13 protein-coding genes are annotated in these 15,920 nt (G+C 71.6%); 8 read left to right on the top strand and 5 right to left on the bottom strand.

Features of this window, described 5'->3' with window-relative positions:
* Nucleotides 1–146 precede the first annotated feature (146 nt).
* Nucleotides 147–1,220, top strand: coding sequence for an O-antigen ligase family protein (locus QF035_RS47690; RefSeq protein WP_307531915.1), 1,074 nt, complete (start codon nucleotides 147–149; stop codon nucleotides 1,218–1,220).
* Nucleotides 1,221–1,299: 79 nt separating this feature from the next.
* Here the strand turns inward: QF035_RS47690 and QF035_RS47685 are convergent, their stop codons facing one another.
* The gene (locus tag QF035_RS47685) at nucleotides 1,300–1,857 is read right to left on the bottom strand and encodes a hypothetical protein (RefSeq protein WP_307528474.1); all 558 of its coding nucleotides are present in this window, start codon (nucleotides 1,855–1,857) and stop codon (nucleotides 1,300–1,302) included.
* Nucleotides 1,858–1,953: 96 nt separating this feature from the next.
* Nucleotides 1,954–2,739, bottom strand: coding sequence for a glutamate racemase (locus QF035_RS47680; protein ID WP_307528472.1), 786 nt, complete (start codon nucleotides 2,737–2,739; stop codon nucleotides 1,954–1,956).
* 58 nt (nucleotides 2,740–2,797) lie between these two features.
* On the opposite strand from QF035_RS47680, the gene QF035_RS47675 reads away from it, so the two are divergent.
* A complete protein-coding gene (locus QF035_RS47675) occupies nucleotides 2,798–3,973 on the top strand; it encodes a glycosyltransferase (protein WP_307528470.1) in 1,176 nt (391 codons plus the stop codon).
* A 33-nt stretch (nucleotides 3,974–4,006) separates the two neighbouring features.
* Here the strand turns inward: QF035_RS47675 and QF035_RS47670 are convergent, their stop codons facing one another.
* Complete coding sequence (locus tag QF035_RS47670) at nucleotides 4,007–5,302, bottom strand: TerD family protein (RefSeq protein WP_307528468.1); 1,296 nt, start codon at nucleotides 5,300–5,302, stop codon at nucleotides 4,007–4,009.
* A 306-nt stretch (nucleotides 5,303–5,608) separates the two neighbouring features.
* On the opposite strand from QF035_RS47670, the gene QF035_RS47665 reads away from it, so the two are divergent.
* From QF035_RS47665 to QF035_RS47650, 4 genes are all read left to right on the top strand, one after another.
* Complete coding sequence (locus tag QF035_RS47665; protein ID WP_307528466.1) at nucleotides 5,609–6,043, top strand: DUF6643 family protein; 435 nt, start codon at nucleotides 5,609–5,611, stop codon at nucleotides 6,041–6,043.
* A gap of 45 nt (nucleotides 6,044–6,088) precedes the next feature.
* The gene (locus tag QF035_RS47660) at nucleotides 6,089–6,913 is read left to right on the top strand and encodes an MOSC domain-containing protein (RefSeq protein ID WP_307528464.1); all 825 of its coding nucleotides are present in this window, start codon (nucleotides 6,089–6,091) and stop codon (nucleotides 6,911–6,913) included.
* 161 nt (nucleotides 6,914–7,074) lie between these two features.
* Nucleotides 7,075–7,680, top strand: a complete 606-nt coding sequence (locus QF035_RS47655; protein WP_307528462.1) for an Rv1733c family protein — start codon at nucleotides 7,075–7,077, stop codon at nucleotides 7,678–7,680.
* A gap of 177 nt (nucleotides 7,681–7,857) precedes the next feature.
* The gene (locus QF035_RS47650; RefSeq protein WP_307528460.1) at nucleotides 7,858–10,293 is read left to right on the top strand and encodes a right-handed parallel beta-helix repeat-containing protein; all 2,436 of its coding nucleotides are present in this window, start codon (nucleotides 7,858–7,860) and stop codon (nucleotides 10,291–10,293) included.
* 58 nt (nucleotides 10,294–10,351) lie between these two features.
* Here QF035_RS47650 and QF035_RS47645 read toward each other — a convergent pair whose 3' ends face one another.
* Nucleotides 10,352–12,745, bottom strand: a complete 2,394-nt coding sequence (locus QF035_RS47645) for a hypothetical protein (RefSeq protein WP_373466839.1) — start codon at nucleotides 12,743–12,745, stop codon at nucleotides 10,352–10,354.
* Nucleotides 12,746–13,036: 291 nt separating this feature from the next.
* On the opposite strand from QF035_RS47645, the gene QF035_RS47640 reads away from it, so the two are divergent.
* Entirely contained in the window at nucleotides 13,037–13,873 is an 837-nt protein-coding gene (locus QF035_RS47640) for a DeoR/GlpR family DNA-binding transcription regulator (RefSeq protein WP_307528458.1), read from the top strand.
* 188 nt (nucleotides 13,874–14,061) lie between these two features.
* Nucleotides 14,062–14,544 (top strand): SRPBCC family protein, encoded by a 483-nt coding sequence (locus QF035_RS47635; protein ID WP_307528455.1) that lies wholly within the window; start codon nucleotides 14,062–14,064, stop codon nucleotides 14,542–14,544.
* A gap of 94 nt (nucleotides 14,545–14,638) precedes the next feature.
* Here the strand turns inward: QF035_RS47635 and QF035_RS47630 are convergent, their stop codons facing one another.
* Nucleotides 14,639–15,772, bottom strand: a complete 1,134-nt coding sequence (locus QF035_RS47630; protein ID WP_307528453.1) for a PLP-dependent cysteine synthase family protein — start codon at nucleotides 15,770–15,772, stop codon at nucleotides 14,639–14,641.
* Between the last annotated feature and the right edge of the window lie 148 nt (nucleotides 15,773–15,920).

Below are 15,920 nucleotides of genomic sequence, written 5' to 3'. Positions count from 1 at the left end.
CCTGCTGCATCGTTTCTGCGCAACTCGTCCACAAACCGGCGCATCACCCGTTACGGTGTGCCGGAGCCTCTGACGTACGGGCCGCGGCCGGCCGGGCGGTCGGGGCCCTTCACAGGTCGGGGGGCGACGGGGTGGGGTCCACAGGAATGGCGTCGGCGGCCGGTCCGGCGTCGGCTCACGAGAGACGCAGCGCGTCGGACGCGGTGGGCGTCGTCGTGCTGGGAGCCTGCGCGGCCTGGTCCCTGATCACGGCCGCGGCACACGGCGGACGCCCCGAAGGCGTGCTCCTCGCGGTGCTCGCCGTCGCCGCCGGTTATGCCTCGGGGCGGATCTGCGGAGAGCTGCTGCCGGTCGCCGCACCCTGCGCGGGAGCGCTCGCCGGACTCGGCCTGGCGGTGGCCTCCCCGCACACCACCCAGGGGCCGCAGGTGATCTCGCCGCTCGGGCAGACCGGCGCCACCGCCGCGCTGCTGGCCATCTCCGCGGGGTCCGCGTGCTGCGCGGCCTGGGCGGCCCGCCCGCCGGGACTGCGGCTCGTTCTCCGCCTGCTGGCCGCCGGTATCGCGGCGACCGCGGCCGTCCTGGGGTCGACGTCGGGCTTCGCGGCCTGTCTGGCGGTGCTGCTGTGCTCCCTGGCCGCCGACCGTATGCAACACCGTGGGCTGGGGCTCGGCGGTCTCGCCCTGGCCGCGGTCCTGGTGACCGGGGCGACCTGGGCGGTCGCCGAGAACGTGCTGCCGGACGGTCTCACCACGTCGCTCGAAGGGCAGCTCACCCCGCACCGCGTACTGCTGTGGCAGGACGCGCTCGACATGGCGGGCCGTGAGCCGGGGCTGGGCGTGGGGCCCGGCCGGTTCTCGGAACTGAGCCCGACCGTCACGCAGTCGCTGCTGCCCGACGGCAAACCCCACTCTGCGCCCTTCCAGCAGGCGGCCGAACAGGGCGTGGTCGGTGTGGCGCTGCTGGCCGCGGTCTTCTGTTGGGTCCTGTACGCGCTGTGGCGGTCGCCGCGCCCGACACCGGTCGTGCTCACGGCGGGTGCGGCCCTGACGGCTCTGGCCGCGATCTCGGCGGTCGGCAACGCGCTGAGCTTCACCACGGTGACGGCGGGCGCGGGCCTGCTCGCGGGCCTCGCCACGGCACGTCCCATGCTCGAAGAGGTGCCGCAGAACACGATGGAGCCCGGTGGACGTGCTCGAAAGGACCCGCTGTCCCCGTGATGGCCGCGGAGAGCCGAACCCCTTGCCGCGGGACGCCGAACCCCTTTTCGCAGTCGGCGGGGCGGGATCTGTTCCGCCGTCAGCGGGTCGTGCCCGAGGCGGCCGCCTTCAGCCGGCGACGGATGTCCCGTACGGCCGCCTCCGCGTTGTCCACCGTGATCGTGAACGTATGGCCGTCGCCGAGCCGGAGCACCAGGCCCTCACCGCGCCGGACGACCACGGCGGTCCCCTGTTCGGGCCGCCAGCGGTAGCCCCAGCCGCCCCACTGCCGGGGCGTCACCCGGGGCGCGAACTCGGCGCCGATGATGTGCGACAGCGGGATGCGGCGGCGCGGGAGGCCCATGTGGCCGCAGCGCACCTCCAGGCAGTCCTTGTCGACCTTCACGGCGACGTGCACGAACGCGAGGGTTCCGAAGAGCACCAGGAGTCCCGCGGCGATGCAGCCGACGACGGACATGACGAGGGGGGCGACGCCGGACGTCCAGGTCGAGTCGACGGCCAGCTCGATACCGAGCGCCAGACAGGCGGCGCCACCACTCGCGAGCAGCCACTGCACACGATTGGAAGCGCGGCCGTGCCACACCTCGGGGTGCGGGGCGTCGGCAGCGCCCGGTTCGCCGTGGGGGTGGTCCCTCATGTCAGAGAGCGTACTCAGGTTCCGCGGTGCGGGCACCAGGTTGCGGGCTGTTACTGCTCCGGGTGGACGCGAAGTTTCCGCTTGGTGGCGGGAGGCTCAGCGGGCGGGGCTCATGGCCTGCAGCAAACGGCCCTCGTCGTACGTCAACGCGGTCTCGGGCAGCGTCCCCTCGCGTCCGCCGAGCAATACGGTGAGGCTGCCTTGCGCGGGCGCCTCCGGGGCCGGGTGCTCTCCGATCCGGCGCAACGCCTGGGCGGCCACCGCGCCTGCGGAGCCATGCAGGACGAGCGGGGGGACACCGGGCCGTTGCACGGCCGAGCGGATCCGCTCGGCGACCAGTTCGTAATGGGTGCAGCCCAGGACGACGGCCCTTACATCGTCGGGGGTACGCGCCGCGGCCGCGGCGATGGCCGCGTCGATGCCGGCCTGGTCCGCGTGCTCCACGGCGTCGGCAAGGCCGGGGCAGGGCACCTCGGTGACGGTCACCCCGTCGGCGAACTCCCGGATGAGGCCGCGCTGGTAGGGGCTGCCGGTGGTGGCGGGCGTGGCCCAGATCGCGAAGGGTCCGCCGCCTGCCGCGGCCGGCTTGATCGCCGGGACCGTGCCGATGACCGGCACCCCCGGCTCAAGGCGGTCACGCAACGCGGGCAGGGCGCGCACGGAGGCGGTGTTGCAGGCCACGATCAGGGCGTCGGGCCGGTGTGCGGCGGCCGCCTCGGCGACGGCGAGGGCGCGGGCGGTCACGTCCTCGGGTGTACGGGGTCCCCACGGCATGCTGCCCGGGTCCGAGGAGAGAACGAGCTCCGCGTCGGGCCGCAGACGGCGTACCGCGGTGGCCGCCGCGAGCAGTCCGATTCCGGAGTCCATGAGCGCGATCTTCACCCGGTCACCATAGACGATCCGCCTCGGCGGGCCTCCGGGGTGGGGCAGACTGCGACGGGTGAGCGCCCTTGTGTGGACCGCCGTCGGATCACTCGCCGCCTGGCTGTGGCTGCTCCTGGGCCAGGGCTTCTTCTGGCGTACGGACATGCGGTTGCCGCCGTGCCGGGAGCCGGACGACTGGCCGTCCGTGTGCGTCGTCGTACCCGCGCGGGACGAGGCCGCCGTGCTTCCCGACAGCCTCCCCTCGCTCCTCGCGCAGGACTATCCGGGGCGGGCCGAGATCTTCCTGGTGGACGACGGCAGTTCGGACGGCACCGGGGAGCTGGCCCGTGAACTGGCGCGGCGGTACGGCGGGCTGCCGCTCACAGTCGGCTCGCCCGGGGAGCCGCCCGCGGGCTGGACCGGCAAGCTCTGGGCCGTACGCCACGGCATCGGTCTGGCACGCGCGCGTGCACCCGAATATCTGCTGCTGACGGACGCCGACATCGCGCACGCGCCGGACAGCCTGCGGAAGTTGGTGGCCGCGGCCCGTGCCGGGGGTTTCGATCTCGTGTCCCAGATGGCCCGGCTGCGGGTGGAGAGCGTCTGGGAGCGGCTCGTGGTGCCCGCGTTCGTGTACTTCTTCGCCCAGCTGTATCCGTTCCGGTGGATCGCCGTGAAGGGGTCGCGGACCGCGGCCGCGGCGGGCGGCTGTGTGCTGCTGCGTACCGAGGCCGCCGAGCGGGCGCGGATTCCGGACGCCGTCCGGCACGCGGTGATCGACGACGTCGCGGTGGCGCGGGCGGTGAAGGGCTCCGGAGGGCACATCTGGCTGGGGCTCGCGGAAAACGTCGACAGCGTGCGCCCCTACCCGCGGCTGCACGATCTATGGCGGATGGTCTCGCGCAGCGCGTACGCCCAGCTCCGGCACAACCCGCTGGTGCTGGCCGGGACGGTGGCCGGTCTCGCCGTGGTGTACCTGGTGCCGCCCGTGGCCCTGTTCGCGGGCCTCGCGGCCGGCAACGCCGGTGCTGCGGTGGCGGGCGGGCTCGCGTGGCTGCTGATGACCCTGACGTACCTGCCGATGCTCCGGTACTACCGCCAGCCGCTCTGGATCGCCCCGTCGCTCCCGGTCACCGCGTTCCTGTACCTCCTCATGACGGTGGATTCCGCGGTGCAGCACTACAGGGGGCGAGGTGCGGCCTGGAAGGGCCGCACCTACACCCGCCCCGACGCGGCGCCCGAGCAGCCCTGAGCTGTCACGCTCGGTGCGGACGGCTCCCGCCGGTCACTTCCTGCCGGGCGTCCAGTTCATGCCCCACCCGTACGCGTAGTCGACGGTGCGCTGCGGGCTCACTCCGCGATCCGGGACGAGGAAGCGGGCCTCGCGCTGGACGACGAGGTCGCTGCCGGTGTTGGTGATGAGGGCGAGCGCGCACACCGTCGAGGGGACCGTGCACTCGCCGAGCGAGAAGTCGACGGGCGCCCCGTGCAGCGGCTGCAGGGTCACCGTCGCGTCCAGGTCCGCGAAGGAACGCGCCCCTTCGTAGATGGTCACGAAGATGAGGACGCGACGGAAGTTCCGTGTGTGGTCGAGGTTGATGCTGAGGTTCTCGCCGCTCGTCGAGGCCCCGGTGCGGTCGTCGCCGTCGAGATGGATGAACGGCGGCTGATGCAGTGCTCCGAAGGCGTTGCCCAGGGCCTGGACGACTCCCTTGCTTCCGTCGGAGAGCTCGTACAGGGCGCACAGGTCGAGGTCGAGGTCCGCGTGCATGGCGACGGCCCGGCCCAGCTTGGCCTGCCACCCCGAGAACTGCTTGCGCACCTGCCAGTTGAGGTTCACCCGCATCACACCGGAGGTGCCGCCCTGCTTGGTCAGCGAGACGGACGGGGCCTCCTTGGTGAGCGTGACCTTGGTCAGGCGTACCGGGGCCGTGGGCGGGGCGGGCGGTGCGGGTGGGGCGGGCGGCGGTGTCACCGGCGCGGCTGTGACCGGCGGGACGGTGACCGGCGGCGCCACGGGGGCGGGCGGGGCAACGGGAGCCGACGCCGCCTGCTGCGGTTCGTCCACCGAGATCCCGAAGTCGGTGGCCAGTCCTGCGAGACCGCTGCTGTAGCCCTGCCCCACGGCGCGGAACTTCCAGGCGCCCTGGCGGCGGTAGAACTCCCCGAGCACGAAGGCCGTCTCGACGCTCGCGCCCTCGCTGTCGAAGCGTGCGACCTCCGTCCCCTGCTGAGCGTCGAGGACCCGGATGTAGAGCCCGGGCACCTGCCCGAACGTGCCGCCGTCCGAGGACGCGGCGAGCACCACCGTCTCGATCGCGGGCTCCACGCGCGCGAGGTCGACGAACAGCGTGTCGTTCACCTGACCACCGGCATTCCGCTTGCCCTCGTGCCGCACGGCGCCGGAGGAGTGGTTCGCCTGGTTGTAGAAGACGAAGTCCCCGTCGGAGCGGACCTTCCCGGAAGCCAGCAACAGGGCCGAGGCATCGGCGTCGGGCACGCCCGGGCCCGCCTGCCATCCCAGCTCGACTCGCAGTCCGGTCGTCGGCACCGGAACGTTCGATCCCTTAGGCATTGACATGTCCGCCCCCATCGGGTGTCTCCGCGCACGACCGCGCCTCGTCACGTTCAGTTCATTCGGTTCGTTCAGCCGTTCTGCGCCAACCTAATCCCCCGAGCGGCGAACGCCCATCACCCGGTGCCGGAGATCAACGACCAACCCACGAGTAACCCGCCCGGAACTCGGCTTTTACATGAACTGAGTATCGACCGCCGCCCCTTTTCGCCAAGTTCGCTCGCATTGACGATCCCGCGTCACTGCCGACACGGAAAACAACCCTCTTATCGGTCTCCCCAACCAGCACATCGTGGGCTTAACTTATGTGCCATGACCTCCCCCCGCTCCACCTATGGCGGCGGTTACTACTCCGCCTCCTTCCCGGACACTCCGATCTACGACTCTCTCGTGGCCGAGCGGGGAACCCCGCAGATCGCCCCGATCCGGGTCCCCGCGGCCTATGACACGGGCAGTCACCTGCCCGCGCTGCCGTCAGCACTGCCCGCACTCCCTGCCGGACCCTCCCAGCAGGCTCCTTCGTACGCCTACCCGCAGGCCCAACAGCCCTCGCCGCTGCAACAGGCCGCGCCTTACATCCCTCAGCAGGCCGGTGCGCCGCGCGGCTACCCGGGCCCGCAGGCTCCCCAGCCGCAGCGTCCGATGGCGGGCGGTACGGGCTACGAGGCGATGCGCCCCGCCGCCCCGCGTCCCGCCCCGGCCCCGTACCAGGAGCCCTACAACAACCAGCAGTACCGCGGTTACTGAGGAAAATCGGCCGAGGTCGTCCGTGTCCGCTGGCACGATGACCTCATGTCGAAGCCGCTGCTGCACTCGATCCACGTCTATCCGCTGAAGGCGGCCGGGGGTCATGCCCTGCGCGAGGCCGTCGTGGAGCCGTGGGGTCTGGCGGGTGACCGACGCTGGGTGCTGATCGACAAGAACGACAAGGTCGTCACCCAACGTCCACAGCCGCGCATGGCGTTGTCCGCCGTCGAGCAAGGGCCCGACGGCGGTATTCTGCTGTCCGCGCCCGGCCGTGAGCCGCTCGCCGTCCGCGTGCCCGAGCCGGCCGGCACGACGACGGTGGAGATCTGGAACGACAAGGTGGAGGGTGTCGCCGCCGACGCCTCGGCGCACGCCTGGTTCAGCGACTATCTCGGCATCGGCGTGCGTCTCGTACACCTCGACGACCCCGCCGTGCGCAGGCCCATCGACCCGGAGTTCGCCCGGCCCGGCGAGACGGTCAGCTTCGCCGACGGCTATCCCCTGCTGCTCACCACGCTCGGCTCGCTCGACGCCCTCAACGCGCTGATCGCCCGGGGCGACCGGCCCGGCGAGGGCCCGCTGCCCATGAACCGCTTCCGGCCGAACGTGGTGGTCGAGGGCACCGCCCCCTGGGCCGAGGACGACTGGTCCCGGATCGCCATCGGCGAGGTCACCTTCCGGGTCGCGAAGATGTGCGGGCGCTGCGTCGTGACCACCACCGACCAGAGCACCGCCGAGCGCGGCAGGGAGCCACTGCGCACCCTCGCCCGCCACCGCCGGTTCGGCGACAAGCTCGTCTTCGGGCAGAATCTCGTGCCGGAGTCCCCCGGATCGGTCCGCGTGGGCGATCCGGTCAGGCTCCTCGATTAGGCCGCCGCCCCGGGAACACCGACGCCCGGCATGCCCGTTGAGCCTGTGTGAGAAGTTCATGAGAGGCCGGGCGCGAGAGGTGACTTCGCTCTCTCTTCGCCGGCACCGCGCGTGAACGACTCCGGTGGGGGTTATCACGGACGCGGAAGGGGGTCGGGACGTTGCGGGCCATCAGGGGACTCTGGCGCTGGCGGCACAACCCGCTGCGGCGTACGACGGATCTCGCCGAGGCATGGCTTGCGCTGGGGGCACTGCTGCTGATCCTCGTCGCGGCACCCCTGGTCGGTGTCCTGATCGGCGGGCTCGCCCAGGACGCCCTGCAGCAGTCCGTGCGCGAGCAGCGGCTGGACCGCCATCCGGTGACGGCGACCGTCGTCAAGAAGGCGGACCGCACCCCGCTCGACCCCGATCCCGAGACGTCCTCGGGGCGTGACTCGCACACCCGTGTCATCGCCGACTGGAAGGCCCCCGACGGCACCACGCAGCGCGACACGGTCATGGCGGCCCTGAACTCCCCGCAGCGCGGCGACCACTTCACGGTCTGGACGGACCTGCACGGTCGAATAGTCGGCCGGCCGCTGGACACGGCGACGGCGGCGACGCATGCGGTCCTTGCCGGGTTCGGTACGGCCGTCGCCTGCGCGGGACTCGTCGAGGGTTCCCGGCGGCTGGTGGTGTGGCGCATGGTGCGGCGCAGGTACGACCGCCTCGACCAGGCATGGTCGCAGGCAGGCCCGGACTGGGGCAGGACGGGCACGGGCAGCTGACGGCCTCGCAGCTCCGGTCAACCGGCCGGCTCCGCGCACGCTACGGTGGACCGGCCGAGATGTTCGGCACCGTCGTGAGAGGCTGTTCTCGTTCCCCGTGCGCGGAGTTGACGCGGCCGGGTGTCGGGAAGAGCCTCTCAGGGCCCGCGTACGACGAGGTGGGGGCACAGCAGCGCCATGGCACAGGGCACGGTCCAGGTGACGCACACCGGTACGTCGAGGTGGCGGCGCCGCACGGGTGAGTACGCATCGCTCGCCGCCGCCCTGGAGGCCGCGGCCGACGGTGACGTCCTCACCGTCGCCGCCGGAACCTACCGGGAGAACCTCGTCGTCCAGCGGGCGGTGACGCTGCGCGGCCCCGAGGGCTCCCCCGGTTCCGTGCGCATCGCTCCCGTCGACGGGGTACCGCTCACCGTGCGCGCCTCCGCCGTGGTCCAGGACCTGCTCGTGGAAGGACAGGACTCGGCCGCGCCCGCCCTGCTCGTCGAGGAGGGCACACCGGAGCTGATGGACATCCGGATCGTCACCCGGTCCGCGGCCGGTATCGAGGTGCGCGGCGGCGCTCGTCCGACGGTGCGGCGCTGCACCGTCGACAACCCCGCGGGTGTCGGTATCGCCGTACTGGACGGCGGGGGCGGGGTGTTCGAGGAGTGCGAGGTCGTGGCGGCCGGCCAGTCGGGCGTCTCCGTGCGCGGCGGCGCCCATCCGCGTCTGGAGCGGTGCCGGATCCACCACACCTCGGGCGCGGGCCTGTCGGCCACCGGCGAGCAGTCCGCCCTCGAAGCCATCGGCTGCGAGGTGTACGAGGTCAGGGGCAGCGGCGTACAGGTCACCGCGCGGGCCACGGCACATCTCACCGACTGCGATGTGCACCGTACGACGGCGGACGGCATCACGCTCGACACGGACGCCGTCCTGACGCTCGCCGACTGCCGCATCCACGACATCCCGGAGAACGCGGTCGACCTGCGGTCCCGCTCGGTCCTCACCATGACCCGTTCCACCGTGCGGCAGTTCGGGCGCAACGGCCTGTCGGTCTGGGACCCGGGCACGCGCGTGGACGCCAACCAGTGCGAGATCCACGACAGTACGGGCGACTACCCCGCGGTGTGGGTCAGCGACGGCGCGACGGTCGTACTCGACTCGTGCCGGGTGCACGACGTGCCGGACGCCCTGTTCGTCCTCGACCGCGGCTCGCGCGCGGACGTCGTCGACAGCGACATCTCTCAAGTCCGCAACACCGCCGTGTCGGTGAGCGACGGCGCGACCGCGCAGCTCGACGACTGCCGGATCCGGGACGCCGCGACGGGCGCCTGGTTTCGCGACCACGGCAGCGGCGGCACACTGAACGGCTGCACCGTGGACGGCACACAGACGGGCGTGATCGTCACCAAGGGCGCCGACCCCACCATCGAACGGTGCACGGTCACCTCGCCCGCGGAGGCCGGCTTCTATGTGTCGGCGGGCGGCCGCGGCAGCTTCCACGGTTGCCGGGTCACGGACAGTGGCGGCTACGGCTTCCATGTACTCGACGGCTGCCGTACGACGCTGAAGAAGTGCCGTACGGAGCGATGTGCGCGCGGTGGTTACGAGTTCGCGGACGCGGGCGGCGACCAGGCGTCCGGCACGGGTCCCGTGGTCGAGGACTGCACGAGCGACGAGAGCGCGAGTGTGCGGCCTCCGGCGCGGGAGACCGCCGTACAGACCACGAGTCAGTCCCCCGGTCTGCTGGGGGCGATCCCGGGGCAGCGCATCACCGAGCAGGAGCCGCTCGTCGCTCCCCAGGAGCCCGAGCAGCCCGCGCGCTCGTCGACGGCCGTGCTCGGTGAACTGGACGCGCTGGTGGGCCTGGAGAGCGTCAAGCGCGAGGTGCGGGCCCTCACCGACATGATCGAGGTGGGCCGCCGCCGCCAGCAGGCGGGCCTCAAGGCGGCCTCGGCGCGACGCCATCTGGTCTTCACCGGCTCCCCCGGCACCGGCAAAACGACGGTCGGCCGGCTGTACGGCGAGATCCTCGCCTCGCTCGGGGTCCTGGAGAAGGGGCATCTCGTCGAGGTGTCCCGCGTGGACCTGGTCGGCGAGCACATCGGCTCCACGGCCATCCGTACGCAGGAGGCCTTCGACCGGGCGCGCGGCGGTGTGCTGTTCATCGACGAGGCGTACGCACTCTCGCCCGAGGACTCGGGGCGTGACTTCGGCCGCGAGGCCATCGACACGCTCGTGAAGCTGATGGAGGACCACCGGGAGGCGGTTGTGGTGATCGTCGCGGGGTACACGGCCGAGATGGACCGCTTCCTGACCGTCAACCCCGGTGTGGCGTCCCGCTTCTCACGGACCATCACCTTCGGCGACTACGACTCCGAGGAGTTGCTGCGGATCGTGGAGCAGCAGGCCGAGGAGCACGAGTACCGGATCGCGCCGGGTGCGGGCGAGGCGCTGATCAAGTACTTCACGGCGATCCCGAAGGGGCCCGCGTTCGGCAACGGCCGCACGGCGCGGCAGACCTTCGAGGCGATGGTGGAGCGGCACGCGGGGCGGGTCGCCCAGCTCCCCGAGCCGAGCAAGGACGACCTCACCCTGCTGTACGCGGAGGACCTGCCGGAGCTGCCCTGAGGCCCTGCGTGCATCGCCCGGCTCACACGGGCGATGCACACCTCGCCGTCGAGCCTCCTCACATGGGCGTTGGCTCCAGCCGGGACTCCTGAGGCTCCTCGGGCCCGCTGTCCTCCCGTGGCCCCGGGACCTCCGGCCTGAGCCGTGCGAGCAGCTTCTTCCGCTCCTCGGCGAAGGCGGGGTCGGCCTGGTAGTCGGAGTGGCCGAGGATCGGCGCGGGGAGCGGGTGGTCCTCCGTGCGGCCGTACGCGAGAGGGTCCTTGAGCGCCTCCCGGTCGACTTGGGGGCCGCAGTCGCCGGGCAGGCGCATGGGGCCGCCTATGGGGTCGGTGGCCCGGTGCAGGTTGCGCCAGCAGTCGACCTCGCGGTGCAGCCCGCTGAGCGCGTCGGGCCCGAAGTGGGCCGGGAACCAGCGCCCGTAGAGCCGCTCCAGGGGCGAGCCGTACGTCAGCAGCGCGACCCGCTTGCGCACCGACGGCTTGAGCTGCCAGGCCGCGGCAGCCGCGAGGACACTGCCCTGGGAGTGGCCGGAGAGGACGAGCCGCCGGCCCTCGGTGGCACTGGTCCAGGTCGCCATGCGCCAGGTCAGGTCGGGCACGGCGCGCTCGGCGTAGCAAGGGGGCGCGAAGGGGTGTGCCGCGCGCGGCCAGAACGTACCGACGTCCCACAGGATGCCGATGGTGCGCCGGGCCGAGGGGTCCTTGTAGGCGCGCCGGCCCCAGGTGACGAACAGTATGAAGCCGACGCCGATCAGCCAGGAACCGAGCGCCTGCGCGGCCTCCGCCGCTCCCTGTATGACGGCGTACGAGCCGTGCGCGGCCTCGCCGGGAGTCTCGTCGGTGGTCATGGCGCCCACCAGGGCCAGCGCGCCCAGGAGCAGGGTCACGATGGAGGTGATGCCGATGATCCGGGGTGCCCGGTCGGTGAGAGCGGCCATGGCGCGCATGCGGGCGATGCGGTTGGTGCGCTCGGCGTCGGCGGGCTCGTCCTCGTAGTCGAGTTCCACCGCGGCCGTCTCGATGCGGCGCAGCTGTACGGTACGCCTGGCCAGCCAGCCGACGAGGGCGAGCAGGACGATCAGCAGCGGCGGGATGACTGAGGCCTGCCAGGTCAGCAGGACGGGCGGGCCCTCGATCGTTCCTCCGGTGCCGTCCAGCCAGTCGGCGACGCGCTGGGCCACCCCGCCGGACATCACGCCGCCCAGGGCACAGGCCAGCATCGCGACGGCGGGCCCGGCCAGGCCACGCATCGCGGTACGGGGGTCCGGATGGGCGCGGTACAGGAGGTGGGCCACCACGCCGAGCACGATCACGAGCAGGCACTGGACGAGTGCGATGCCGCCGAAGATCGCGTCGCCACCGGGCAGTTGGCCGTCCGACCGCCACTGGGGGCGCGACCAGCCGGCGTACAGGAGGGTGAGGCCGAGCAGGACGAGTGAGCCGATGGGCAGCCAGCGCACCAGGGCGGCGTCGAGGTGCCGGTCGAGCCGGTGCTCGCTGCGGCCACGGCGGCAGACCACCCACACCACGACGACCCCGCCCACCACGAGCGACGCCTCCACGATCCGGCCGAGCGCCTCCAGGACGGGAGGCCCGCCGGGCTCGCGGTCGTAGCGCGCGGCGGAGGTGCCGACCGCCGCGACGATCGTCAGCAGACCCGCGGCGGTGTGCGCCGCGCGGAGCCGGGCGACCAGCCGACGCCCGTACCAGAAGCCCGGGCGCCCGAGACCGGCCCGGCCGGTCTCATCGTCGGACTCGGATCCGTACTCGATCGGCGGCTGGGACTCGTACGCGCTCCAGGTGCGGTGCGAGAGATACCAGAGGAGGACGGTGAGGGCGGCGGGCACCAGGGCGGCGAGGGCGAGCCGGCGGCCCGGCAGGCTCCACCAGCCGGCGTCCGGGCGGGCCGGGGAGAGGAAACCCAGCCAGGAGTGCTCCTGGGCGCACCCGCCGGTGCCCGCGCACTGCCAGGCGGCCAGGTCAAGGGCTACCTCGCAGGCGGCGGCGACCAGCAGCACCGTGAGGGTCAGGCCGGCCAGGCGGACGAGTAATCCGTAGAGCCGCACCATGCGCTTCCGGTTGTCCCTGACCGTGGGGCGCATCCAGTGGGCGAGGTTGACCACCATGAACGGCAGGAGCAGCAGCCACAGGGCGCGGGAGCCGTTGCCGGAGGTGAGATTGCACCAGACGTACGCCTCGGGGACCGGTTTGCCCGGGTCCTCGTCGAGTCGCTTCGCCGCCTCCTTCTCCGCTTCGACGTCGTCGGCGCGGCGGAAGACCGCGGCCGTGTCGTCGCCGGTGATCCGGACGGTGCGCGGATCGTTGAGCATCTCCTGGGGCGTCGTACCGCCGACGCCGTGGACCAGGAGTTCGAGTGCGGTGTCGGCCTCCGCGGGCCGCGGCTCGGATTCGTGCGCCTCATGCGGCGAGGCATGCCTCTGTGGACGCTCCACTGTTCTGCTTCCCCCGTGATGCCCGTACGGCACATGTCATGTTCAGGTACAAGGATCCCGCCTCCGGGTTCGTTGCGCACCACTCGTCACGGAATCTCCCCGATCCGTGTGACAGTGACGTACGGAAGATGGCAGCGTGACGTGTGCGCGTCGCCACAGGCAGTGGCGCGACCTGCGGTGACCCATGCGAGTATGGGGCATCCCATGGACCGGAGGTGAGGGTGAATGTCCTTGTCGGAGGGGGTTCGGGGACCTGCCGGACGTGTCGAGGCGAAGGGAACCGGAGCGGACGTGAGTGAGAATCAGAACCTCCTCGCGGAGCAGCGGCGCGCTCTGATCCTCGACGAGGTCCGGCGGCGCGGCGGTGTCCGCGTCAACGAACTCACCAGGAAACTAGGCGTGTCGGACATGACGGTCCGCCGCGATCTCGACGCGCTCGCCCGCCAGGGCGTGGTGGAGAAGGTGCACGGCGGAGCGGTCCCGGTGGTCGAGGCGAGCACGCACGAGCCGGGCTTCGAGGCCAAGTCGGGTCTTGAGCTGTCCGCCAAGGAGGACATCGCTCGAGCCGCCGCGGCGATGGTCGCACCGGGCACGGCGATCGCCCTGTCGGGCGGCACGACGACCTACGCGCTCGCCCACCAGCTGCTCGACGTGCCGGATCTGACGGTCGTGACCAACTCGGTGCGGGTGGCCGATGTCTTCCACGCGGCGCAGCGCACCTCGGGACAGCGGCAGGGGGCGGCGACGGTCGTACTGACCGGTGGCGTGCGCACGCCGTCGGACTCGCTGGTGGGGCCGGTCGCGGACCAGGCGATCGCGGCGCTCCACTTCGACGTGCTGTTCCTGGGTGTGCACGGCATATCGGTGGAGGCCGGCCTGTCCACGCCGAACCTGGCGGAGGCCGAGACCAACCGGCGGCTCGTCCAGTCGGCACGGCGTGTCGTCGTGGTCGCGGACCACACCAAGTGGGGCACGGTGGGTCTGAGTTCGTTCGCCGCGCTGGAACAGATCGACACTCTGGTCACGGACGACGGGCTGCCCTCCGGGGCGCGCGCGGAGATCTCCGAGCATCTGCGGCGGCTGGTGGTGGCGGGCGAGCTCGAGGACGAGAGCGAGACGGACGCCTGACGGAGACGGACGTCTGACGACTGACGACTGCGGACGTCTGACAGCGGCGGGGCATCGGTGGGCGGTACAGACAGCTGACGGGCCGCCAGCTATGGTGACGATGCCTCGTCAACCGCCGCGTTGCGGGGCTGCGTTCGGATTGGTTCCCCGTCTGTTCCCGCGAGTTGTTCCCGCGAGGGGGTCCGTACATGGCACACCGACTGCGTCCGGTGGGACTCGACTTCGTCGAGACCGCTCCCCTGCGCCTCGTGTTCGCGAGAGGGATCGCCTCGTCCCCCGAGACCGTCTATCGCGCGCTGGCCGAGGACGTGGCCGACTGGCCCGAGTGGTTCTCTGCGGTGAGAACGGCCCGCCCGACCGAGGACGGGACCGGGCGGCAGGTCCGGCTGAAGGGCGGAACACGCTTCGAGGAGACGATCCTCGCGGCCGAGCCCTCCGAGGTCTACACGTACCGCGTCGACGTGACGAACGCTCCCGGCACCCGCGCCCTCGTCGAGGAGTGGCGCCTCACCCGGGACGGCACGGGTACGAGAGTCCAGTGGACCTGGGCCGCCGACGGAACCGCCCCGTTCCGCTTCGCGATAAAGCTGGGCCGCGCGGGCCTGGGCAGGGCGTTCCGCGACGCGGTGACGAAGCTGGACCGGAAACTGAGCTCCACGCACGCGCCCTGAAGGGGCGCGGGGCTGTTACATCATGCGGCTCCGCCGCGTGGGCGCGACCAGCCACAGACAGCCCTCAGACGCGGTTGCACGCCCAGCGAACTCCTCAATCCGGCCAGACCCCCGTGGCCAACAACGACTCGATCGCGGCAGCGTACGGCTCGATGTCCAGCCCCTGACCGGCCACCCACTCATCCGAGTAGTACTTGTCCAGATACCGATCCCCGGGGTCGCACAACAGAGTCACCACACTCCCCGTCCGCCCCGCACCCACCATCTCCGCCACGATCTTCAGCGCACTCCACAACCCCGTCCCGGTCGAGCCCCCCGCCTTGCGTCCGATGGCCGCCTCCAGCGCCCGCACGGCGGCCACACTCGCCGCGTCCGGCACCTTCATCATCCGGTCGATGGCTCCCGGCACGAAGCTCGGTTCCATCCGCGGTCGGCCGATGCCCTCGATGCGCGACCCGCAGTCGGTGGTGACGTCCGCGTCGCCCGTGGTCCAGCCCTCGAAGAAACAGGAGTTCTCCGGATCGGCCACACAGATACGGGTGTTGTGCTGCATGTAGTGCACGTACCGGGCGATGGTCGCCGACGTACCGCCCGTGCCTGCCGTGGCGACGATCCAGGCCGGCTCCGGGTAGCGCTCCAACTCCAACTGGCGGTAGATCGATTCGGCGATGTTGTTGTTGCCGCGCCAGTCGGTGGCCCGCTCCGCGTAGGTGAACTGGTCCATGTAGTGCCCGCCGGTGTCGGCCGCGAGGGCCGCCGACTCCTCGTACATCGTCCGCGGGTCGTCCACGAAGTGGCACTGTCCGCCGTGGAATTCGATCAGGCGGCATTTCTCGGGGCTGGTCGTGCGGGGCATGACAGCGATGAAGGGCACCCCGATCAGCTTCGCGAAGTAGGCCTCGGAGACGGCGGTGGAGCCGCTGGACGCCTCGATGACGGGGCGGTCGCGGCGGATCCAGCCGTTGCACAGGCCGTACAGGAACAGTGAGCGGGCCAGGCGGTGCTTGAGGCTGCCGGTGGGGTGGGTGGACTCGTCCTTGAGGTAGAGGTCGATGCCCCACTTCTCGGGCAGCGGGAAGCGCAGGAGGTGGGTGTCTGCCGATCTGTTCGAGTCGGCCTGGACCTTCCGTACGGCTTCTTTGAGCCAGTGCCGGTACTCCGCGTCGCTGTGATCGACATCGAGCGTGGCCATCGGCTCATGGGTGCGGGCCTGCTGTGGGGTGGTCACGGCGGGGCTCCTTCGGTTGTGCCGACGCCGGTTCACGCGATCGGACACCTCGATCATATGCACCTTCCGCACGCTTCTCACCTGCATAAACACACCTTTGAGCACCTCAAAGGAACCCCTGGCGCAGCCCGCGTCGGGCGATGGGGGG

It is taken from the genome of Streptomyces umbrinus, assembly GCF_030817415.1.
GTDB lineage: Bacteria > Actinomycetota > Actinomycetes > Streptomycetales > Streptomycetaceae > Streptomyces > Streptomyces umbrinus_A.
The sequence above is the reverse complement of the archived record's forward strand: the minus strand, read 5'-3'. Positions and strand labels throughout refer to the sequence as shown.